General features: G+C 39.1%; 18 protein-coding genes. 7 read left to right on the top strand and 11 right to left on the bottom strand.

The genetic code is table 11. From position 1 onward, the window contains the following. Positions 1-103: 103 nt before the first annotated feature. On the bottom strand, positions 104-3937 hold the full coding sequence (locus CC204_RS11745) for a 5'-nucleotidase C-terminal domain-containing protein (protein ID WP_088270340.1): 3834 nt from the start codon (positions 3935-3937) through the stop codon (positions 104-106). Positions 3938-4447: 510 nt separating this feature from the next. Here CC204_RS11745 and CC204_RS11740 point away from each other — a divergent pair. Further along, positions 4448-5419 (top strand): ribose-phosphate diphosphokinase, encoded by a 972-nt coding sequence (locus CC204_RS11740; RefSeq protein ID WP_087641755.1) that lies wholly within the window; start codon positions 4448-4450, stop codon positions 5417-5419. A gap of 244 nt (positions 5420-5663) precedes the next feature. On the opposite strand, the gene CC204_RS21025 is transcribed toward CC204_RS11740, so the two are convergent. From CC204_RS21025 to CC204_RS11725, 4 genes are all read right to left on the bottom strand, one after another. Beyond that, entirely contained in the window at positions 5664-5747 is an 84-nt protein-coding gene (locus CC204_RS21025; RefSeq protein ID WP_120308908.1) for a type I toxin-antitoxin system Fst family toxin, read from the bottom strand. 243 nt (positions 5748-5990) lie between these two features. Further along, a complete protein-coding gene (gene celB / locus CC204_RS11735; RefSeq protein WP_088270339.1) occupies positions 5991-7337 on the bottom strand; it encodes a PTS cellobiose transporter subunit IIC in 1347 nt (448 codons plus the stop codon). A 15-nt stretch (positions 7338-7352) separates the two neighbouring features. Next, the gene (locus CC204_RS11730) at positions 7353-8741 is read right to left on the bottom strand and encodes a glycoside hydrolase family 1 protein (protein WP_088270338.1); all 1389 of its coding nucleotides are present in this window, start codon (positions 8739-8741) and stop codon (positions 7353-7355) included. 178 nt (positions 8742-8919) lie between these two features. After that, the gene (locus CC204_RS11725) at positions 8920-9693 is read right to left on the bottom strand and encodes a DeoR family transcriptional regulator (RefSeq protein WP_088270337.1); all 774 of its coding nucleotides are present in this window, start codon (positions 9691-9693) and stop codon (positions 8920-8922) included. Positions 9694-9832: 139 nt separating this feature from the next. On the opposite strand from CC204_RS11725, the gene CC204_RS11720 reads away from it, so the two are divergent. The 5 genes from CC204_RS11720 (at position 9833) to CC204_RS11700 (ending at position 16601) form a co-directional block, all read left to right on the top strand. Continuing rightward, on the top strand, positions 9833-12181 hold the full coding sequence (locus CC204_RS11720) for a helix-turn-helix domain-containing protein (protein ID WP_088270335.1): 2349 nt from the start codon (positions 9833-9835) through the stop codon (positions 12179-12181). Between the two features lie 177 nt (positions 12182-12358). Next, a complete protein-coding gene (locus tag CC204_RS11715; protein WP_088270333.1) occupies positions 12359-13558 on the top strand; it encodes an MFS transporter in 1200 nt (399 codons plus the stop codon). Next, positions 13558-14220: an L-serine ammonia-lyase, iron-sulfur-dependent subunit beta gene (gene sdaAB, locus CC204_RS11710; protein WP_088270331.1), complete on the top strand. Its 663-nt coding sequence runs from the start codon at positions 13558-13560 to the stop codon at positions 14218-14220. Before CC204_RS11715 ends, sdaAB begins: the two co-directional genes overlap by 1 nt. A 19-nt stretch (positions 14221-14239) precedes the next feature. Then, complete coding sequence (sdaAA, locus tag CC204_RS11705) at positions 14240-15115, top strand: L-serine ammonia-lyase, iron-sulfur-dependent, subunit alpha (protein ID WP_088270330.1); 876 nt, start codon at positions 14240-14242, stop codon at positions 15113-15115. A gap of 55 nt (positions 15116-15170) precedes the next feature. Beyond that, positions 15171-16601, top strand: coding sequence for an amidohydrolase (locus CC204_RS11700; protein ID WP_088270328.1), 1431 nt, complete (start codon positions 15171-15173; stop codon positions 16599-16601). Between the two features lie 148 nt (positions 16602-16749). Here CC204_RS11700 and CC204_RS11695 read toward each other — a convergent pair whose 3' ends face one another. The 6 genes from CC204_RS11695 to CC204_RS11670 form a co-directional block, all read right to left on the bottom strand. Beyond that, on the bottom strand, positions 16750-18276 hold the full coding sequence (locus CC204_RS11695) for an Mbeg1-like protein (protein WP_088270326.1): 1527 nt from the start codon (positions 18274-18276) through the stop codon (positions 16750-16752). Continuing rightward, complete coding sequence (locus CC204_RS11690) at positions 18277-18963, bottom strand: hypothetical protein (RefSeq protein ID WP_088270324.1); 687 nt, start codon at positions 18961-18963, stop codon at positions 18277-18279. Positions 18964-19143: 180 nt separating this feature from the next. Continuing rightward, positions 19144-19443, bottom strand: a complete 300-nt coding sequence (locus tag CC204_RS11685; RefSeq protein WP_088270322.1) for a hypothetical protein — start codon at positions 19441-19443, stop codon at positions 19144-19146. Between the two features lie 11 nt (positions 19444-19454). Beyond that, a complete protein-coding gene (locus tag CC204_RS11680; RefSeq protein WP_088270320.1) occupies positions 19455-19742 on the bottom strand; it encodes a hypothetical protein in 288 nt (95 codons plus the stop codon). Beyond that, complete coding sequence (locus tag CC204_RS11675; protein ID WP_088270319.1) at positions 19732-20160, bottom strand: hypothetical protein; 429 nt, start codon at positions 20158-20160, stop codon at positions 19732-19734. The genes CC204_RS11680 and CC204_RS11675 overlap by 11 nt, the downstream gene beginning before the upstream one ends. A gap of 14 nt (positions 20161-20174) precedes the next feature. After that, positions 20175-20462 (bottom strand): WXG100 family type VII secretion target, encoded by a 288-nt coding sequence (locus tag CC204_RS11670; RefSeq protein ID WP_088270317.1) that lies wholly within the window; start codon positions 20460-20462, stop codon positions 20175-20177. Between the two features lie 229 nt (positions 20463-20691). Here CC204_RS11670 and CC204_RS11665 point away from each other — a divergent pair, with 229 nt between their 5' ends. Further along, on the top strand, positions 20692-21264 hold the full coding sequence (locus tag CC204_RS11665) for a hypothetical protein (RefSeq protein ID WP_088270315.1): 573 nt from the start codon (positions 20692-20694) through the stop codon (positions 21262-21264). The last annotated feature ends 2 nt before the right edge of the window (positions 21265-21266 follow it).

Here is a 21266-nt window from a genome sequence, read left to right as displayed (position 1 = left end):
AGCTGAAAATGAAAATCTATAGAAAAAAAATCCAGATGCCAATCAAGTTGATCGGTATCTGGATTTTTCGTCAGAACTTATATCAAGCGCTCAGTTTTTACTATTAACTTGCTTTGCGTTTTCGGTTATAGACATAAATACCATATCCAGAAAGTCCAATGAGAATCACACCTAAACTTCCATAGGTCGCCACTTTTTCACCCATTTTTGGGTAGTCGGCAGTTTTCTTGTCAGGTGTTTTTTCTTTATCCGGAGTTTTTTCTTTCTCTGGATCTTTTGGATCAGGTTTAGGAAGCGGTGTTGGTTTTGGATCAGGTTCTGGATCTGGTTCAGGCTCCGGCTCGGGTGTTGGTTCTGGTTTGAACTTTTCGTTGAAATCAGCCTCTGAAATCGAAACGATCCGTTCGCCAGGGAATGCTTCTTTATACTGAGCAAGATCGATATTCGTTGCTGCATCATATAGACGTAAATTAGACGCTTGTTTTAAATAATCGATCAAAACGGTATCTAAAGAAGGGCCTTCTTCACGTTCGCCGCCTAGCATGTCGTAGCCGTCACCACCGGCTGCTAAAAAGTCATTTGTCGCCATGTAATAACTTTCATTTTCGTCTATAGGAGCAAATTCACCAGTTGTGCGGTCTTGTATTTCTACGCGAAGGACACGTTCTCCCACAATTGTTTTATCTGTCCCGTTTCCTTCATCAGCTGGTAAAAGAGAGCCTTTTTTCGCTGAATCATAATATACGCGGATCGTACTTGAAACATGTAAGAAACCGCCATTTGCTCCTAGCTTAGGCTGGTTATATTCATCAAGAATAATGTTTCCATTCTCATCTTTTTGCGCCATAGAACGAAGAGATAATTCAAACATATCTTTCACTTGTGCACCAGTGACTTTTATTTGAGAAATACTATTTCCAAATGGCAGTACAGCAATTACATCACCCAGCGTTACTTGTCCAGGCTCGATATTTGCACGAATACCGCCGCCGTTAGTCACTGCAAAATCAGTTTGATGCTTAAAGCCTTCTTGCCCATAATGCAACATCGCATCACCGATTAGATTTCCTAAGTTGGTTTCTCGAGTCCGAACATTGTCACGTTCGCCATTAAATTGATAAGGATTATTTTCAATAACAACTTCAGCACCCCAAGCTTCAAAGTTTGCTTTTGCCTCATCAACCAAAGCTTTGACTGCTGGATTTTCAGCTATCCCAGCCAAATCTTCTGCTGGAGTCAGCGAAGCTGTTTTCTTGCTGTGATCGACTAAATCGACATCGACGAGTCCAACATTATTCAAGTAGTTGCCAGTTTGAGTGTAAATCACATTACCGAAACGTTTACCGCCATCAACTGCTGTATGAGAGTGCCCATCTAAAACAGTGATATTCAAATCGGCGAATTCTGTACTTAAGCTTTCAGCTAGCGTATCGCCACGCCATTCATGCGGAGTTGTTTCATCAATACCTAAATGGCCGATCACGACGTAGGCATCAATCGTTTTTTCAGATGCGCTGATTTCTTTGATCGCTTTTTTCGTTTCTACGATCGGATCAGCAAATGTCACACCGACTACATTATTCGGATGTGTTTTTGTCGCTGTTTCCGGAGTCGTTACACCAATGACTGCGTAGTTTTTACCATTCTTTTCGATAATTGTGTATGGATCAAAAGCTAATTTTCCATCTTTGAAGGTATTATTTGAAAGGATTGGGAAATCCAGCGCGTCTTTGTATGCCATTGCTGTATCAAAACCAAAGTCAAATTCATGATTTCCGACGGCCATTGCATCATAGCCAACTTCATTCATGACTTTAGCCATATCCATTCCTTTTGAAAAATTAGAGATCGGCAATCCTTGGAATACATCACCAACATCGAGTAATAGATTCGGCTGAATCGTTTCTTTATAGGTTTTCAAACGCGCCATACCTAAAACATCTTTACCGTTACCTTCTAGGCGGCCGTGAACATCATTCGTGTGCATGATTGTAATACCTGTTGGTTCATAGCCTGCATCCATTACTTCTTGTTTGGTAATTGGTTTGACATTTGGTGTGCGTCCGTCTGCTGCGGGTTGCGTGTGTAAAATTCCGTCATTGACGAGTTGAACGGCAAGGTCACGCCATTTTTTGTCAAAGTTGTATCCGATGATTTCCCAGTTTTCTTCGATTTCTTCTGCAGGATCAAGGGTTTGCTTTTCTCGAATATAATCAGCGATCAATCCTCGTAATGTTTCAGGGTCTGTCGATACGAGAGGCTCTTCTGTTATCAAGCCTTGTGCCAGCAGTCCTTCATAGCGGTAATTATTCATTGCCATTGTGTACTTTGTTTCTGGATCGATCGGCTGACCATCGATGGTTGGATCAATGATTCGTTCGCCGCTTGGTTTTGAAATATCGATTTTATACGAAACACCAGAGATGATGTCATAATTGTAGACGCGAATATTTGAGTTGAAGCTGATTGTTAGATCATCTGGACTAGGAGTATTGTAGTAATCTGCTTGTTTCTCCATGAATGTTAGCAGATTTTCTCCAGTGATATTAGCGCTGACTAGTGTATTTGGATATTTATAAATATCAAAAATATTTGAATAAGAAATGTCGCCAGCGTTCAATTTACTATCTGCTTTAAATAGTGCAGAAGCAGCTAATTGTGCACCTGTCGCTTTTCGTTGAACGTTGTTGATCAACGAAATCATTGCCGTTGGGCGTAATTGTGCTTCTGGAATTCCTTTGACTTCTTCCGGCGGTAAAAAGTCAGCTGTAGCTGTTCCGATTTTTTCGGAAATGAACGCTCTTGTGGTGTCGTGATATTCTTTTGTTTGTTCTTTGAGCGTTTCATCTGCTGCGACCGTTTTTGTATCAACAATTGCAGCAGCACTATTGGCAACATGCCATTTGTCTTCTGTTTTTGTAAGATCAAGATCGATTCGAACAAGTTCAGTCCCTGTATCTTTAGGGCCACCGACAGGCACTAAGCCAGTTGGGCTTTGGATTTTTTCGGCGAACGAGCGATGATCATGTCCTAAAATATACGCATCGATACCAGCCACATTGTTGATTACTTGGTCAGCGGCTGCTGACGGATCAGAATTTTCACGCCCTGCATGAATAGATGCAACAATGATATCTGTATCGTTCTGCAATTCTGAGACAGCTTTTTCGGCTTCTTCTTTTAGTGGATTGAAGTATAAGCTATCTACTTTTGCCCCGTCCCACAAAGGAATTTGCGGGGTGGTTAGACCGATGATACCAACTGTTAGATCTTTTGTTCCGTCGCCATCTAAATCGATGTCTTTTTTCATCGTTCCGCCAACAAACCGATTATTCGTGTCTTTTACATATGTGTTAGCAGATAAAATCGGAAAATTCGCTTCATCATTCAGTTTTTTGATCAAATCTAAGCCAAAATTAAACTCATGGTTCCCCAAAACCATTGCGTCATAATTCATATAGTTCATCGCTTTGATCATTGGATTTGGCTGATCGATCAGGGGCGCTTTATTGTACAAATCATCTGTTAAAATCGTTCCCTGATTCATATCTCCATTATCGATCAGAATCGTCCCGTTTGGATTTTCCGAGCGAACATTTGCTACTACTGAACTGACTTGTGAAAGACCGACTGGCGTTTGCTTGTCATCTTCGTATGACCAGTTCCATAATTGACCATGCACATCTGAAGTCCCCAAAATCGTCAATCGTTGTGCTGTTTCGGCAATGTCGCTTGCTTGTTGCTCTGTCTGTAGTTCATTTGGTGTAGTGCTTGAAATCGTAGAACTTTTAGTCGCTGTTGTTTCTGCTGTTTCAGTGTCGCTCACTAAAGTATTTTCGATCGCTAGCACCGTTTGTGCGCTTGTGCTTGCCAACAATGTGGAGATCATCAAAACCTGTAACCCAAGATGTACTTTTTTCAAAACAGACTTCTTCACAAAATTCCTCCTTAAATTTAGAGCGGAACAAATCGTTGATCCTGTAGAAAATTAGGAAATGGGAATTGAGATACTTTCAGTCTCACTGATCATTTGTCTATTTTTATAAGGATTGATTTGTACAGCTAGATAATGATAAATGGTCGATACTTTGAAATGAAGATCTTGTGCTGTTCAGCAGCAGTTCAATTCCTTTCACTGTGATTCTCAGCAAAAATAAAGATATTAAAAACGCCCCATAAATATAATGCGCTTACATTTTTGGAACTCATTTAAATACTAATATATATTTGCATCCTTGTCATTAGAAAATCCTATAAAAATTTAAAAGAAAATGGCAAAGTTGACATATTTTCATCTCTTCTATTTTTTTCCAGTAGTGAGGGGTCCATTTTTATGAGAATTTCTTATTAATTTTTAGGAATACCCTAAAATCACTTGATTTATTTCAGAAAAGTGACTACTATTTATAAGGAAACTATTGTTCAGTAAAAGAAAGCGGAGGTCCCCATGTCAAAACATTATTTTGATCCAAGATTGAAAATCTTCTCTCTTAACTCGAATCGTCCTTTAGCAGAAAAAATCGCAGAAGCTGTTGGTGTCGAATTAGGAAAATGTTCTGTAAATCAATTCAGTGATGGTGAAATTCAAGTAAACATCGAAGAGAGTATTCGTGGTTCACATGTCTATATCATCCAATCAACAAGCAGTCCTGTCAATGATAACCTAATGGAATTATTGATCATGATCGATGCATTGAAACGCGCAAGTGCAAAAACAATCAACGTGGTTATGCCGTATTATGGCTACGCACGTCAAGACCGTAAAGCTCGTGCTCGTGAACCGATCACAGCTAAACTTGTTGCAAACATGCTTGAAAAAGCAGGAGCAACAAGAATGTTGACACTAGATTTACATGCAGTTCAAATCCAAGGATTTTTCGATATCCCAGTGGATCATTTAATGGGTGCTCCATTAATTGCAGATTATTTCTTAGAACGTGACATCAAAGGCGATGATGTGGTTGTCGTTTCACCTGACCATGGTGGTGTGACTCGTGCTCGTAAATTAGCTGAGTACTTGAAATCACCGATCGCGATCATTGATAAACGTCGTCCGAAAGCCAATGTCGCTGAGGTAATGAATATTATTGGACACGTGGAAGGGAAAACATGTGTCTTGATCGATGACATGATCGATACAGCTGGTACGATCTCATTAGCGGCGAATGCCTTGAAAGAAGCAGGTGCGAAGGAAGTCTATGCGTCATGTACACATCCAGTGTTATCTGGTCCTGCCTTACAGCGTATCGAAGATTCTGCTATTGAACGTTTAGTGGTAACAGATTCGATTTACTTATCAGATGACCGTAAAATCGAGAAAATCGATGAAGTCAGTGTTGGTGAATTGATTGGGGATGCAATCAAACGTATCCATGAAAATAAACCAGTAAGTCCATTGTTTGAGACGAAACATCGTTAGACTCAATAAATAATTAGACATAGCCATTATTTTCCGTCGATGACCTGACGGAAAATGATGGTTTTTTGATACATTGTTAGTTTAGATAAGATTCACTTGATTTTTTACATTATGTTTGGTATTATAAAAGTGTAAAACGACATCAATTTACCAGGTGAATCACAAAAACCACTCTACTGTGAATAGAGTGGTTTTCTTTACATTTGTTATAGAATTAAATGTGTGGGTCAGAAGGCAACTTGCATTAGTCATCATTCTTCTCGTCTAACCAGCGAGAAACTAGTTGTATAACTAGGCCTACAAGAATAGGTGCGACGACTAGCGACATCAATTCTTCCAGTTCAATCACCGCCCTTTGGGGCAAGTTGCCAGAAAAAGTGTAGCATGTGCTACTATAATCTGTGAATGTGATTTCCTATCAAAAACATCTATTTGTCAAAACTTTCTTTAAAGATGGACTTAAATGAACATTTCAGAAGGTTATCTTTAATGAGTAAAAGCATACTATGTTTAATCTTCACTAGGGCAGTTGCCAAAGTGAAGATTTAAACATAGTATGCTTTTTTACAATTTAGTCTTTTTCACCGATAGCAGTCTGTTCTGCATACAATTTTCCATCATACATCTTAAAGAACGGATAATAACAAATGACTGAAACTGCTAAATTGATAAACCCAATTAGCACCGCACGAAAATCGCCGCCAGTTCCCAAGAATGCCCCGATACCTACAGGAGAGATCCAAGGGATTCCTGTAATGACTTTATTTACTAATCCCCAAGAAGTAGCAAAATAAGCAATTGTAACGTTGATCAGAGGCGTCACGATAAACGGAATGATCAAGTACGGATTATAAACGATCGGCGCCCCAAAAATCACCGGTTCATTGATATTGAACAGGCCGGGTAAAACAGCCGCTTTTCCTAAAACTTTCAATTGGTCTGATTTTGCCGCAAAAATCATCAATAAAACTAACCCTAAGGTACTACCGGCACCACCAATGAAGATATACATATTTACGAAATCACCAGCAAAAATATTAGATCCACCATCGATATTTTCAGTTAAAGCAACAAGTAAAATCGGATTGATGAAGCTGTTTTTAATGACTGCTGTTCCATGAACCCCGACTGCCCATAATAAATGGATCAGCAACATGATCACGATGATCCCCAGCCAAGAACCAGTTAAATCCTTTACGAATTCAAAAGGTTTTGAAAGTAATCCATGCAAATCTGTATGGAAGATAGCTAAAATCGTATTGATAAACAACATGACAAAAGCAATGAAAATTGCAGGGATCAATGAAGCGAAGGCTTTACTGACACCATCTGGCACTCCTTCAGGCATCCGAATAGTGATATTTTTTTTCACACATAGACGATAGATCTGTGTAGCAATCACAGCAGTGATGATCCCGATAAAAATACCAACACCACCAAAACGAGTGACCCAGCCGCCTAGAGCTACCCCATTGTACGTAATGGCTGTTTCACTTTGGTTTTGGACTAGCTGCGCACCGCCATCTACGATATCCGTTTGAACGATCGTCATCAAGAAAGCAAATAACCCTAATATCGCACCGACAAAGCTGCTCAAGCCAGCGTTTTCTTCCTTACGGTAAATATCGGTTAAATAGTAAGCCGTAGCTAAACAATAAAAAATAGCGATCGAACCAATCGACATGGTTGTTGCTACGCTGTAAATTGGTGCAAATTTCAAAATCGTGTTCTCAAAAAATGGTGCCAGCGGTGGAATGATCTGCGGCAGATTGTTGATGATCAAGAAAATCGATCCGACGATTGTAAATGGCACGGTAATGATCCCAGCTTGCATGATTGCTCGAATAAAGCGCAGGTTTGCGACTTTATTCAACGGCGGCATTAGTTTAGTCTCCAAGAAGGTAAATACTTTATTCATTTTTTTCTCCTTTCCTTATGAGGGCAGTTGGTTTGTCTCGATCAACGTTTGATACCAGTAGAAACTGTCTTTTTTGTAGCGAGTCATTTCTTTTGCATCATGTTCTGTACGATCGACATAAATAAAGCCGTATCGTTTGCTGATTCCTTCATGCACACTGACCAAATCGATTGCTGACCAAGGGCTATAGCCAATCAGTTCTACACCAGCTTCGATCGCTGAGCCGCATTGTTCGATATGTTGCTGTAAGTAGTTGATTCGGTAGGCATCGTGGATTTTACCATCTTCTGTCAGTTCATCTTTGGCACCTAAGCCGTTTTCAGTAATGATGATGGGTAAATGATAGCGGTCATACAAGGTTTGTAAAGTCGTTTTCAACCCGTCTGGATCGATCGTCCAGTTAAACTCATTTTTCTTCAAATAAGGATTAGTAAAGCCTTTATAAAACCCCCACTCCATGATATCTTCACTTTGTTGGTCGCTGATGCCGTTAGCCATGCCATCTCTTTCAGTTGGTTTTTCTACGGTAACCGTCGTGTAGAAGTTCATTGCCACAAAATCTGGGAAATGATTTTCCATCAATTCTTGATCCTCAGGAGCAAAAGAAATCGATACGTCATTACGGTTCAGATAATCTTTAAAGACGGCATTGTAGCGGCCGAAGCAAGAAAAATCGAGATACGCCCAATTTCTGACGCTGTTGAAGTAAAGAGCTGCTTGATTGTCCATCGGCTTACTAGTTGCCGGATAAACAAGTGAGATGTTCGGCACCGGTCCGATTTTACCGTCTTCGATCAACTCGTGGCACCGTTTGAATGCATATTTTTCAGCGATCATTAAATGGTGAAACTGTTGATATTTTTCTTGTAAGGGGATATCTTTGCCTAAGATTTTTTTATCAACTAAAAGCATGATGTTCGGCTCATTGATCGTCAGCCAATGTTTCGCCCGGTCACCATAAGCTTCAAAAACGGTTTCAGCGTAGTGGACGAACGCATCGACGGTGCTTCTATTACTCCAGCCGCCTTCATCCTCTAAAGCTTGGGGCAAATCAAAATGGTTCAAGGTAATGTAAGGCTGGATCCCGTATTTTAGTAATTCATCGATCACATCGCTATAATGCTGCAGTCCTAAATCATTGATCTCGCCTCGACCTTCGGGAAAAATCCGTGTCCAAGCAATTGAAAAACGAAAAACTTTGATGCCCATTTCAGCTAATAAACGAATATCCTCTTTAAAATGATGGTAATGGTCAACTGCGACCGTAAAGTCAGCGATATCATGATTATCTCTTTGGCGTGTATCTTGCACGCTTAGACCTTTGCCGTCGCTTTTATAGGCACCTTCTGTTTGATGGGCGGAAATCGATGCGCCCCATAGGAAATTTTTAGGAAATGTAGTCATAAGTGTCTCCAATCTTTTATTTTTGTAAAGCGTTTTCTTTGAACTTAGAATAAGCGATTGATCCAGGGAATTCAATGCAATCAAAAGAACTGTTCATGAAAGTATTTTTATGAACAGTTCGAGAGCTTCAAAAGGAATACAATGTTATAAGAAAACAAGCTTCTTTAGTATACCTTTTTTATTCAGTTAAGACGTCAACGGTGATCGAGTGTGTCATGTAGCTGTTTAATATGGCCTCTGGAATCGATGCGTCCGTGTAGAGGTGACTAAATAGAAAGGTTCGATCGATCATAAACGAGCTAACCGTTTCAAGATTGCCAGCAGGAGTATACACGATTTTAGGACCATCTGTATGTTGGAGCATTGTGCGATAAACAAACGATTCATTCAATGTATTTGTTGTGACCTCATGAGTATTGAAACCGGCCGCTTCGATGATACAAAGATCTGCTTCAACTTTCGTGAATGAGTAGGTAGCAAAATCACCTACAAGTGCATTGGTATTTTTTTCTAATTCACCGCCGCAAATGGAAATCAGCGCTCTTTTATTGGGATGATCGATAGAAATTGCCGATGCATCGTTTGTTAGAATAAGGATGTCGAAAAAAGATAGAGCATGGATGAGTTCAGTGGAAAACAGTCCAGCACCAACAAAAAGCTGCAGTCGATCATCTAAAAAAGGGGATAATTTATCGACAAACGCAGTGACTGGAAAATGACTTTTTTCAAATGTAGTGTCAAATTTTTGTTGTGACATAGGAATCAATTTCACCCCGCCGTAAAATCGTTCGATCATTTTTTTCTTTTCTAAAAAGAGCAAGTCTCTTCTGATCGTAACCGCTGAAACGTTAAAGTATTCAGCTAATTCAACGACCAAAGCATGTTCCTTTTGCTGTAAATACTCGATCAATTGTTCCCGCCTTCTGAAAATATCCCCTTGACTGATTTTCATGATTTCCTCCTTATACGTACGATTATTTTTAAGTACTCCTAGTATAGACAATATAGTAAAAAAAGGACAACTTGTTTCCCTTTCCGTTTGATGATATATTTTGTTCAATAAACTAGAGCGAATAAGGAAGGTCAAGTTCATGGGAGAAGACAATCAACGTCCATTTCATCTATCACTAATGAAAGTAAGTGATGTACCGGCTCGAATGAGTGAAGATTTAACGCTGTTTCTTATGCTGAGCGGAAGTATGACAGTAACCACTGGAGAAAAGGAATATAGATTAGAATCAGATGATCTATTAGTGATCAATCCGCTGCATCAGTATCAGGTGAAGAGCTCTGACAAAAATCTGCTGCTGTATTTGCGTATCTCCAGAAAACCACTGACTGCTAATTTTAAAGAAAACTGGCTGCCATATATCGATTGTTCAAGCTTGGAAGACAGAAGTAAGGAAGAATTTAAGAAACTACGGGCCTTGTTGGCGCATTTGATGGCTGCTTACTTTAAGAAAAGCGGCGAAAATGAACTTGAAGTGTATCAGCATCTATTCAGTGTACTAAATTATTTGGTGAAAAAATTTAAAAAAGATCAAAATCTACTTCCTCAGCTTAAACAAGAGACGACCGATGATCGAATAAATAATGTACTTGAACAAATTCAAAAAGAATATGATCAACCGATCTCTTTAGAATCACTTGCTGAAAACAGTGGGATGTCTTATTATCACTTGTCTCGTTTGTTCAAAAAGCAGGTAGGAATGACCTTTACAGCCTATTTAAATCAGATTCGCTTGATGCATGCGACGGAGGCCTTAGTATCAACAACCAACTCGGTGATCAAAATTGCGCTGGATAGCGGCTTTTCAAACCCTAAGCACTTTCATCAAGTGTTTAAAAAACAACATGGAGTAACGCCAGCTAGTTACCGAAAAAAATATTCTTTAACAAAAACTCAGGAAAATAAAACCGTTGAACCCGAAGATTACCAAGAGATCACTGGCGCTGCGGCATTACAGGAGTTGGCAAAATACCTAGTCGAAAAAGATATCGAAGATGAAAATGCGACAATCGAACAAAAAATAGAATTGTCTGTGACTGATAGGTCAAAATCTGCCTATCAAACCAGTAAAAAAATCATCAAGATCGGTCCAGCCGGTGAGGGGCTAGCCAGAGGTGTTCAAAGAGAACTGTGTATCTTAAGAGAAGAGCTCGCCTTTGATTTCGTTCAATTTGAAGGCTTTTGCGAAGAAACCAATTTTGAAAATGACGTCTTGTTAGTATCTGAGTATATTTTAAATAATCAGTGGTTTGATTTTTTGATCAAAATTCAGTTAAAGCCAATGATCCAATTATTTTTACCAGAGGATTATACGGATAAAAAAGAGGTTCAACTTTGGTGTGATAAACAAATCAAAATTATTCGGCATTTTTTGAATCGTTATGGGCGTGAAGAAGTGGAACAATGGTATGTTCAATGGTCGCTGCCAAAAGGGAGTGGTCAGTGGAGTGAGGAGAATCGGTGGGGGTATCATTATTTTTATCGCAAGTTGAAGCAGCTGATACCCTCAGTCAAGATTGGTTTGATGTCCTTGCGTTCACTAGCAGAAAAAGAATATCAACAATATCAAGCATTTGTTGAGGAGCAGAGTAAGCAGCGTTGTTTACCTGATTTCATTAGTTTTCATGCGGATCCTTATGCGACAGAGGCAATCAAAGATGAGCACGCATTACATTTTAAAGACTATCAGCAGGAACTGCTGGCACGCGTGAAGTCAGTTGTGTCGACCTATGCAGATGTGAAAAAACAGCAGGCATCTAGTTGGGAGCCGGAACTATTCTTAACGGATTGGAATACGTTGGTTGGTGAAGGCAATACCTTTTCAGGAACCTTTTTCCGCTCGGCTCTGATTTTGGAATCGATCCTTGAATTGTCTAAAAAAGTAACGGGGATTGCTTTTTGGCTGAATATTAAAGTCAAGGAGCGGCAGACGTATGTACGGGAAGATAGTAGCTTATCTGTCTTTTTGTATGAAGGACTACGTCGCCCGCTTTTCTTTTCACTTCGATTCTTAAATCATTTGAAAGGTGAGGTAGTAGCGAGTGGTTCAGGGTATATGCTGACTCAAAATCAAGGGCAGTATCAATTGTTGCTCTACAATTCTAGCAATTTAGATCCTCTTTATTCGGTCGATACTTTCCAAGTGAGATACCAAACGAAAAAGCTGTTGATTCAGTTGAACGGATTGCCGCAGGGGGATTATTTGATCAGAGAATATGTGTTAGATAAAGATCATGGCGGGATTTATAATGATTGGATCAGAATTGGTGGTCAGGCTGAATTAGACAGGGAGCTGCAAAGCTATTTAGAGCAAAAAATTGCGCCAAAATTTGAACTGAAGAAAGAATCGATTACCAACACTGGCTATGAGTTGGAGGCAACGCTGACCTTGAATGCTTGTCAACTGTATTTATTGCAGCCATTGTACTGAGAATAAAAGCAAAGAGCAAAAATAGTCACACTATTTTTGCTCTTTTTTTATTATTTATCAAAAAATCAATAATATCGACCTTGTATCGAGCAATTAAAGTAATTTCTATATGCCGAAGTTTTTATATAATGAATGAACAGAAAACGTTTTCTTATATTTTAGTAATGGAGGAAAAAAATGGAAACACAAGTTGAAAAAACAACAAGTAAAAGTGGTGTTGGACTGATTTTCGCTTTAATGGCGGGTTATTCGATGATTTATATGGATAAGAGTATGATTTCTACCGCTGTTTTACCGATAACAAAGCAGTTTAATTTAGACGCAGGGCAAACGGGGATGATCATGTCATTCTTCTTCCTTGGTTATTCGTTGATGCAAATTCCAGGTGGTTGGTTAGCAGATAAAATCGGGGCAAAAAAAGTATTGATGCTGTCACTAGCAATTATTTCAATTTTTTCATTCGCATTCGGTGCAGTCAGTAGTTTGATGTTGTTTATGGTTATTCGCTTTTTTGCAGGGATCGGTCATGGCGGTTATCCACCAAGTTGTTCAAAATCAATTGCTGATAATTTTCCACAAGAGCGTAGAACCTTTGTCCAATCTTTGATTCTTTCTACCTCTGGAATTGGCGGGATTTTAGCCTTTACGTTAGGAACGAATTTGATCAATGCGAATTGGCGTTATGGTTATCTGGCGCTAGGTATATTATTTGCTGTAGCTTTGGTTTTAGTGGGACTTTTTGTACCGAATCAAGTAGCCAGCGCAAAAACTGGGGCAAAAGATAAACCGGCAATTACATTCAGTCAGGTGATCACTAATAGAAATGTTCTTGTATTGTTTGTGGCTATGCTTTTACTAAATTTCCTACTTTATGGAAATATGTCTTGGCTGCCAAGCTATTTAGCACAGAAATTTGCGATCGATATTAAAACGATCGGTTATTTACTAGCGGTGAATGCCGTATTCCAAACCGCTGCAACGATGTTTGCGGGAGCTCTTTTATCCAAACTTTTCTTAGGGAAAGAACGGATCTTCATTATTAGTGCTACGGTTTTAGCTGCGATTTTAGTTGCTGCTTTTGTTGCTTCAAATAATCTTGTGTTATCAATGATTTGTTTGATCGCAGTCAGCATGGTTTCAGTTAGCGCTTTCACAGCGATCTTTACTTGGCCGCACAAAATCATGGATCAATCGATCATTGGCTCTTCTATCGGGATCATCAATACTGGGGGAACCTTAGGCGGCTTCTTGGCACCAATGATCTTGGGTCAATTGATCAAAGCTGCAGGTGGTTCATTTACATTAGCTTTCGGATTTATGGCAGCGGCTAGCTTACTTTGCGGACTTTGTGTACTAGGAGTGAAAAAAGAAGCGTAATGTCAGAGAGAAAGTTTAAATATAAAAGCGCCTTTGATATCATAGGTCCGATCATGGTCGGACCTTCCAGCTCACATACAGCAGGGGCAGTCAGAATCGGTAATATGGCAAGAGAATTGTATAAGCATACACCTGAAAAGTTGGTTGTAACGTTTTTTGGATCTTTTGCGGAAACCTATAAAGGACATGGGACAGCGGTTGCGATCGTTGCGGGAGTTCTTGGGTTTGAAACACATGATGAACGGATTCCAAATGCAATTGAAATTGCAGAAGAACAAGGAGTAAAAATTGAATTCCTTGTTAGTACGAAAGAAACTGAACATGCGAATACTGTCAATTTGGAATTGATCGATGAGCAGGAGAAACTGAATTTAACAGCAATCTCTATCGGCGGCGGCAGTATTCAATTAACAGAAATCAATCACCATTCAACCATTTTGAATCAAGAACAAGGGAACGGGTTGGTCCTTACTGCGAATCAGCCAAAAACGGCAATTCCTTGTGTTGAAAATGCCTTAGAAAGTCCTGAATTTGTAAAAGTTCAGCAGTTGAATCAAGAGACTGTCTTTTTTGTAGAAACCGTCAGCGACATTAGTCAAAAATTAGTAGCAAAAATCAAAGAAATACCGGGCATCACAGCAGTAATGCCGACGACCGGCTAAATTAGAGGACGTGAATCTTTTGTTTGGATCAATTGAAGAATTAGTACAACTAGCACAAAAAAAACAGTGTAAAATCGCAGAAATCATGATTGCACAGGAAATCAGAACCTCTGGACGCAGCCGAATAGAAATCATGAATCAGATGACTTTGAATTTGGAAACGATGGAAGCCGCTGCGGCGAAAGGAATTCAAGGGGTACGCTCTCATTCAGGTTTAACTGGTTATGATGCCAAAAGACTACAAGCCTATTTAGATAGCAAAACAGTATTAACAGATACTACGTTTGTTAAAGCGTTGTGCTATGCAGTAGCGACGAATGAAGTCAATGCAGCAATGGGAATGATCTGTGCAACGCCGACAGCTGGTTCTGCTGGGGTCGTTCCTGGTGTGCTGTTAGCTTTTAGAGAAAAACTGCAGGCGAGTCAAGAAACTCAACTAGAATTTTTATTCACTGCAGCAGCGTTTGGTTTCGTTACAGCTAATAACGCCATGATTTCAGGAGCTGAAGGCGGCTGTCAGGCAGAAATCGGTTCGGCTTCAGGAATGGCCGCGGCAGCCTTAGTTGAAATGGCGGGAGGTACGCCGGAACAAGCAAGCCATGCCTTTGCAATTGCCTTGAATAATCTGATCGGTTTAGCCTGTGATCCTGTTGCAGGACTGGTGGAAATTCCTTGTATCAAGCGAAATGCAGGGGGTACATCGAATGCCATCAGTGCGGCTGAGATGGCGTTGGCAGGCGTTGAAAGCGAGATTCCAGCAGATGAAGTGGTAGAAACAATGTATCGTGTAGGCCGCAGTATGCCGGCAGATATTCGGGAAACTGGGATCGGCGGATTAGCTGGGACCAAAACAGGTAAACGTATTGCAAAAGAGTTATTTGGGATCGAACGTTAAAGGCGTTTTTGTTAGGGAAAAGAAACGTTGATTTAAAAGAGAAAGGAAGAATATGATGGATGCAAAACAAAAAATCACAGAACTGATCGATGCAAAAAAAGAACAATTTATCGCTGCCGCGGATCGAATTTGGGGAACACCGGAAACAAGATTTGCGACGACTGAATCAGTGAAGCCATTTTTAGAAATTTTAGAAAAAGAAGGATTTACAGTTGAAACAGGTCTTGCAAATATGGAGCATTCATTTGTTGCGACTTATGGTAGCGGCAATCCAGTGATCGGAATTTTAGCGGAATATGATGCTTTAGGAAATTTGAGTCAGGTTGCAGATCTTGGCGAGCAAAAAGCAGAACATGAGGGCGGCAATGGTCATGGCTGTGGACATAATTTATTAGGAACTGGCGCTTTGGCAGGAGCGGTCGGTATCAAAGATTTGATGGAGCAAGAAGAATTAACTGGAACGATCAAATTATTTGGTTGTCCAGCAGAAGAAAGCGGCTATGGAAAAGCATTCATGGCTAGAGATGGTGTGTTTGATTGTTTAGATGTGGCCTTAGCTTGGCATCCGATGGATACAAGTATGGCTTGGGGGTTAAGCAGCTTAGCAGTCTATCAAATTTATTATAATTTTAAAGGAAGATCAGCACATGCCGCTGCAGCACCGGAACAAGGGCGCAGTGCATTAGATGCTGCAGAATTGATGAACATCGGCGTCCAATTTTTACGTGAGCATATCATTGATGAAGGTCGTGTCCATTATGCATTCATGGATGCTGGCGGTGAATCAGCAAATGTAGTTCAACCAACAGCAAGCCTTTATTATTTTATCCGCGCACCAAAATTAGATCAGGCTGAAGCGATTTATAAACGTGTCAATAAAATCGCAGAAGGTGCAGCATTGATGACAGAAACAGAATTAGAAATCGTTTTTGATTCTGCCTGTGCCAATTACTTGCCAAACCAAGCAATGACAACGGCAATGTATGAAAATCTAAAAGAATTTGGTGATCTGAATTTAACGAAAGAAGATCAAGAATATAGCCAAAGATATTATGATAGCCTAGATGATGCTACTAAAGCTGGGTTGATCACACGAGCTCGTCAAATGAATCCAACAGCAAGTGAAGAAGAAATCCAACGCTTAGGAACATTACCGGTCTTAGACCAAATTGGCCCATTGGCCTTCTCGAACGCAACATCAGGCTCGACAGATGTCGGGGATGTCAGCTGGGTTTGTCCAACAGCGCAAGTCTTGATCGGCTGTGAGCCGCAAGGAACACCGCCTCATTCATGGCAATGGGTCGCAAATGGTAAATCCTCTGTAGCCCATAAAGGATTATTAGCCGCTGGTAAAACGATTGCTACAACAGCATACGATTTATTGACGAATCCTGAATTAGTTGAAAAAGCAAAAGCAGAACATCAAGTAACGGTTGGTGGTCAAAAATATCAATCCGCTATACCGGCAGATGTAATGCCAAAATAGAAAGGAAAATAATTACGGAATAGAAGTATTTAACCTCAAAAAATAAGAGAGACCTGCTTCTATTTCCGCCGTTTACTAAATTTTAGAGTGCAAAACAAAACGTATTTTTAGTTTTGTTTTGCACTCTATTTTTTTGTTATGAACCGTATCATGTTATATTTCCATGAATCTCAGTTAAAGCATTCATGATATCGTCCAATTCATTTTTACGTTGCTCCATTTTTGTATTAAACGAGGACTCACAATTATAAACATCGGAAAAAATCCGCTCAATTTCCTCAGCACTAACGTCTTGCATATCGATAATTTTTCGATAGTAAGTGTTCAACTCTTCGCCATTTGCCGGAAAATCAACGCCTCCTAATAGATACTTATCGACACGATAAAAAACATCCCATTTGGTGACATCCCACCATGGTTCGTCTTCAACTTCTTGAACAGTCGCTAATAATTGATCTTTTGTTGCTGTGGTGAAGTCACGAACTCTATCCGTATAACCATCTGCAGAAACTTGAGAGAAGGCTACCGCAGCTCCAATTGCTGTAATCCATCCCGCTGGTGAATCGTAGCCAAAGAGACCAGAGATGAACCAGAAAATTTCTTGTTCATTGATCCCTTTATTTTTTTGAAGATAGCCTTTTGTCAATGCTAATAGACGTTCTTCAAAACCTACGGGCATTTCAGAGTAATCATCACCATATGGAATATCTCCACTTTGCATCATAGACATGATCGAATAGCATAGGTAACGCCAGTCCTCTTCTCTCATATATTTTGCATAATGTGCGAATAGCCCATGCACTTGATTCATTAAATCACTTTGATCTACCTCGTGATTTAATTGAAGGTTACCATTATTGTCTTGGGTAAACATTGAATAGGGAGAATGCCATGCACCAAATTTATGAAGAAACATTGCTCCGATTCCAGAGGAACTGCCATCCATGATGCCCCAGTTAGTAGAAGATTGTATGTAGCGCCGATCGCCCGCAATCGGAAAAAGAAGAATATTGACAAAATCATATTCATTACTGATATTTGTGATTTTTCCATTATTTTGTCGGATTTGTTCTCGATACTTATTTAAAAATGCCTGCCCAAATCCCTGACCATCAAATGCGTAGACTTGTTCCAACATATCTCCACGTAGTACACCGATATATTGTGCTTTATTACCACCTTTAGAGTGTCCCGTTACGTAGATATTATGGTTGCCGTTTGCATTGAATTTTGCCATCATTTCGTCAAAATAAGTCAGCGCCATTTGTTGTTGTTTTGTATCAGCAACATTTGAATAGCCACCTTCTCCATTGTCACGCCATTCCATATCTCCAGCAGTTCCTTTATAGACAACAATCAAATCATCGCCATAAGAGATAGCAGCATTCGTTACACGCTGTGAGCCGCTTTCATTTGCATACTGAGAATTATCAATATCTTTGATAATCATATTTTGGTAGACATCTGGGTTATTCTGAATCGTGTTAATGATTGTTTGAAATTCGCTTTGAGAAATCTCACCAGGTTTATTGTCATTATCGATACTGTTGAGATCAAACTGATTAGCCCAATCAAAAACACTTCTCTTTCGGTCTTGAACATTTAGATTAGCAAAATCATCTGTGTAAATAATTGAATTGAGTATAAGGAGTTCTTCTTCTGTAGGATGAGCCATCTAATCTCCCTCCTTATACGAGTAGTCAAAATCAATTTTCCCCCAGCTTTGAGTAATAGAAAAGGTTTCCCCAGTATTAGAGAAAGAAGTGTTTTTCTCAATAGAATCAAAAGGGTCGTTCAAAATATATTGTTGGAACTCTTTTTCTGAATAGCCTGTTATAGAATAACCACCAATTGCATAAATTTCTTTCAATTCTTTTTCGAGAGAGTTCAATAGTTCCTGAGAAATTTCTGATTCGTTTTTAGCTGCAAGGAAAATCCCTGTACCCATTGAATTTTTTTTGTTTTTATAGCGATCAAAAGTAGTAAAATCCATATCTGGCTTAAAACTTTCCGGATAAATATAGCGAGAATCAAAACCGGAGCGAACAACTGCATGAGGGAAATAGCTCAACACACATTGCTCTATTTTTTTCTGGTAGACAGGTTCCATGATAAAGCCTACATATCCATCTTCATACTTTTTTCCGTTATCATAACGATAGACGACAAAATTTTTATTGGGATTTTCTCCTTCAGGATAAGCATACATAGATTCATGTCCTTTTTGTGCCCAAGACTTGTATTGGAGTGATTGACTTTCAAATGAACGGTTATACTTTGTTTTTAAATGAGTTAGTATTTCGAGTTTTACCTCTTCTCTGGTAAGTTGATTTTGAATGTCCTGTTTTGTTTTATTTTCCATTTTTTGGCATCCTCCTGCTAGTAATAATACTAGAAATCCTAGTAAAATATGTCTTTTTTTCAAATACTCACCTCGTTTATCTGATATCATTATTGCCAGTTGTTAAATCAAGCAAGTCTATCTAGATTCGTATGATTTTTAATGAAAGGAACAGGCAGATAGTTTTATATATGCCATAAGTTATCCACCGCTATTTTGATTAATTTTAGCAGCGTTTTCGATATCTGTCATGGTGAATCCTTCGATAATATCACCAAAAAAAACTGCGGTGGCTGTGGTGATCTGTTCCATTGTGGCTGCGCTTTCCACAAGAGTTTTCAAACATTGATTTAATGTATTTGCAGCATCGCCTTGGCTCTCTACGAATAAATCTTCTGTGATATAACCGCCGGATGATACCTCACGGATTTTAGTTGCAACTTCCAACATGCTGGATCGTAAATTGCTAAGTTCTTCAGGGTCTAATGCTAGTTTTGTCATAGCTATTCTCCTTAATAAACAAATTGATCTTTTTCGTCGATTTCTGAAATAAATGTTTGGCTTTCTCCAGACAAAGCTTCGGATACCAGTGAAATTTTTTCTACTACTTCATTCATTTTATCCGATAATCCTTGAAGCTGGGGCGATATTGCAGGATCTTGTAATGCGTTTGCTAAGACACTGTCAATAATTTGGTTAAACTGTGTTCCAGCTTCTAACATTGTGTGAAGATAAGCGATGAGTGCTTTTTCTGCAAAAATAAATTCTGCATCTGAAACAATTAAATTATTACTTGTCATTAACTTTCATCCTTTCTAAGCGCAGTCGGTAATATAAATCCGATAGTTGATCTTCATATGAAAATCTCTGTCTTCTTAATTCTTCAAGTTCATTTAAAAGTCGGTCTATTCCACGAGAAATCTCTGATTGCTCATCATTTTTTTTCTGTAGATATTGTTGTTTTTGCTGTAATAAATCTGTCATAGATTTGCTGTAAGATTGAAAAATTTTGACTTTTGTTGCGTTGATAGATGTCCGATTTAACCGATCGGAGCGCTGCTGGAAGTTTTGTTCAATAGAACGGATGCTTTTCTGGTGTTCTTCTTTGAACTGATAAAGGTAGTCTAAATCTTTCTCTTTTTCCCGAATAGCATCTTCAATGCCATAGATTTGTTGCTGTACTTGATTGATCCTTGTTTGATAATAAGCTTCATTCATCTAGTACGCCCCCGTTAAAAATTCAATTTACCAGCAAGAGTGTCGTCCTGATCTTTCATAATAGCCATTGTTTCTTTTATTTGGCCTTGCAAGAGTTCAATAATTTGTCTTGTCTGGTGGAAACTAGGCTGCAATTCATTAAATTGAGCAATATACACATCTGCGGATTTCCCCTCCCATGAGTCTGGGGCAGAATAAATCAACCGCTTTAGCTCTGCTATACATTGGGTAAACACTTCTTCTTGGGAATGAAGTTGACTTGATAATCGTTCTAGTTCTGGATATTCTAAGCGTATTTTCATTTGATAAACCTCTCCTTTAGTTTTTAAAGCGCTTTATTTTCTTATTTATAATGTACCATATGTTATTTTTTTTTAGTATCATTATTTTCTTAATTGTCTAAAAGAAATGAAAAAATGACTTATACTTTTATGGGAAGTTCCTTTATGACTTGTACAAAGTTTACTAAGTTGCGTTCTCCTTTTGTTTAGTATATCGTAGCTATATCAAGTCAACTCAAGGAGTGAGTTTATGGAACCGATGGAGCGACCTGACGAGCGTAAAGCGTTAGATATTCTTCAAAAAGCAGAGCCAGAAAAATATCAAGCTGCTTATTTGTTGGATAAGCCTGATATTCAAAATCCAACAAATAATATCGGTATAGAAGTAACACAATCACTGAAAGAAAGCGTGTTAAACGTATTGGGGTTAGATGACATCAGTGTTCACGATGATCGGCAAATTTTGGAAATGATCAAGAAAAAATACGGAACAGGCATTTTACATGTGGAACTGCCCTTGCCGGAAAATGATCAGAAAAAAGTCGGCATTTCGATTGCAAACTGGCATTCGTTGTTTAATTTGATTGAAGCCTATGATAATAAAGTGAAGAAGCTCCAAAATGGTAATTACACGGTGTATAAAGAGAATAATCTGTTTATTTTTGTTTTTGGCAATGATGAGCAAAGTATTGAACAGTTGGCTACACATATCTATCGGAAGCGAAATAAAAGACAATATGATTACGTGTATGTCTATAGTCAGCCGATGTTATACATGATCGATTGCCGAAAAAAAGTGATCCAAAAACAGCGAATCGTCTGAAG

Origin of the sequence: Enterococcus wangshanyuanii (assembly GCF_002197645.1) — a bacterium.
Taxonomy (GTDB): Bacteria; Bacillota; Bacilli; order Lactobacillales; family Enterococcaceae; genus Enterococcus_L; species Enterococcus_L wangshanyuanii.
This window is presented reverse-complemented; position numbering and strand designations above follow the sequence as displayed.

Coding starts and splice junctions, on each gene's coding strand:
- CC204_RS11685 (WP_088270322.1), bottom strand. CDS start 19,443: ATGACAAAACTAGCATTAGACCCTGAAGAACTTAGCAATTTACGATCC.
- CC204_RS21025 (WP_120308908.1), bottom strand. CDS start 5,747: ATGTCGCTAGTCGTCGCACCTATTCTTGTAGGCCTAGTTATACAACTA.
- CC204_RS11725 (WP_088270337.1), bottom strand. CDS start 9,693: ATGAAAATCAGTCAAGGGGATATTTTCAGAAGGCGGGAACAATTGATC.
- CC204_RS11700 (WP_088270328.1), top strand. CDS start 15,171: ATGGATGCAAAACAAAAAATCACAGAACTGATCGATGCAAAAAAAGAA.
- CC204_RS11695 (WP_088270326.1), bottom strand. CDS start 18,276: ATGGCTCATCCTACAGAAGAAGAACTCCTTATACTCAATTCAATTATT.
- CC204_RS11715 (WP_088270333.1), top strand. CDS start 12,359: ATGGAAACACAAGTTGAAAAAACAACAAGTAAAAGTGGTGTTGGACTG.
- CC204_RS11680 (WP_088270320.1), bottom strand. CDS start 19,742: ATGACAAGTAATAATTTAATTGTTTCAGATGCAGAATTTATTTTTGCA.
- CC204_RS11670 (WP_088270317.1), bottom strand. CDS start 20,462: ATGAAAATACGCTTAGAATATCCAGAACTAGAACGATTATCAAGTCAA.
- CC204_RS11665 (WP_088270315.1), top strand. CDS start 20,692: ATGGAACCGATGGAGCGACCTGACGAGCGTAAAGCGTTAGATATTCTT.
- CC204_RS11690 (WP_088270324.1), bottom strand. CDS start 18,963: ATGGAAAATAAAACAAAACAGGACATTCAAAATCAACTTACCAGAGAA.
- CC204_RS11740 (WP_087641755.1), top strand. CDS start 4,448: ATGTCAAAACATTATTTTGATCCAAGATTGAAAATCTTCTCTCTTAAC.
- sdaAB (WP_088270331.1), top strand. CDS start 13,558: ATGTCAGAGAGAAAGTTTAAATATAAAAGCGCCTTTGATATCATAGGT.
- CC204_RS11720 (WP_088270335.1), top strand. CDS start 9,833: ATGGGAGAAGACAATCAACGTCCATTTCATCTATCACTAATGAAAGTA.
- CC204_RS11675 (WP_088270319.1), bottom strand. CDS start 20,160: ATGAATGAAGCTTATTATCAAACAAGGATCAATCAAGTACAGCAACAA.
- celB (WP_088270339.1), bottom strand. CDS start 7,337: ATGAATAAAGTATTTACCTTCTTGGAGACTAAACTAATGCCGCCGTTG.
- CC204_RS11730 (WP_088270338.1), bottom strand. CDS start 8,741: ATGACTACATTTCCTAAAAATTTCCTATGGGGCGCATCGATTTCCGCC.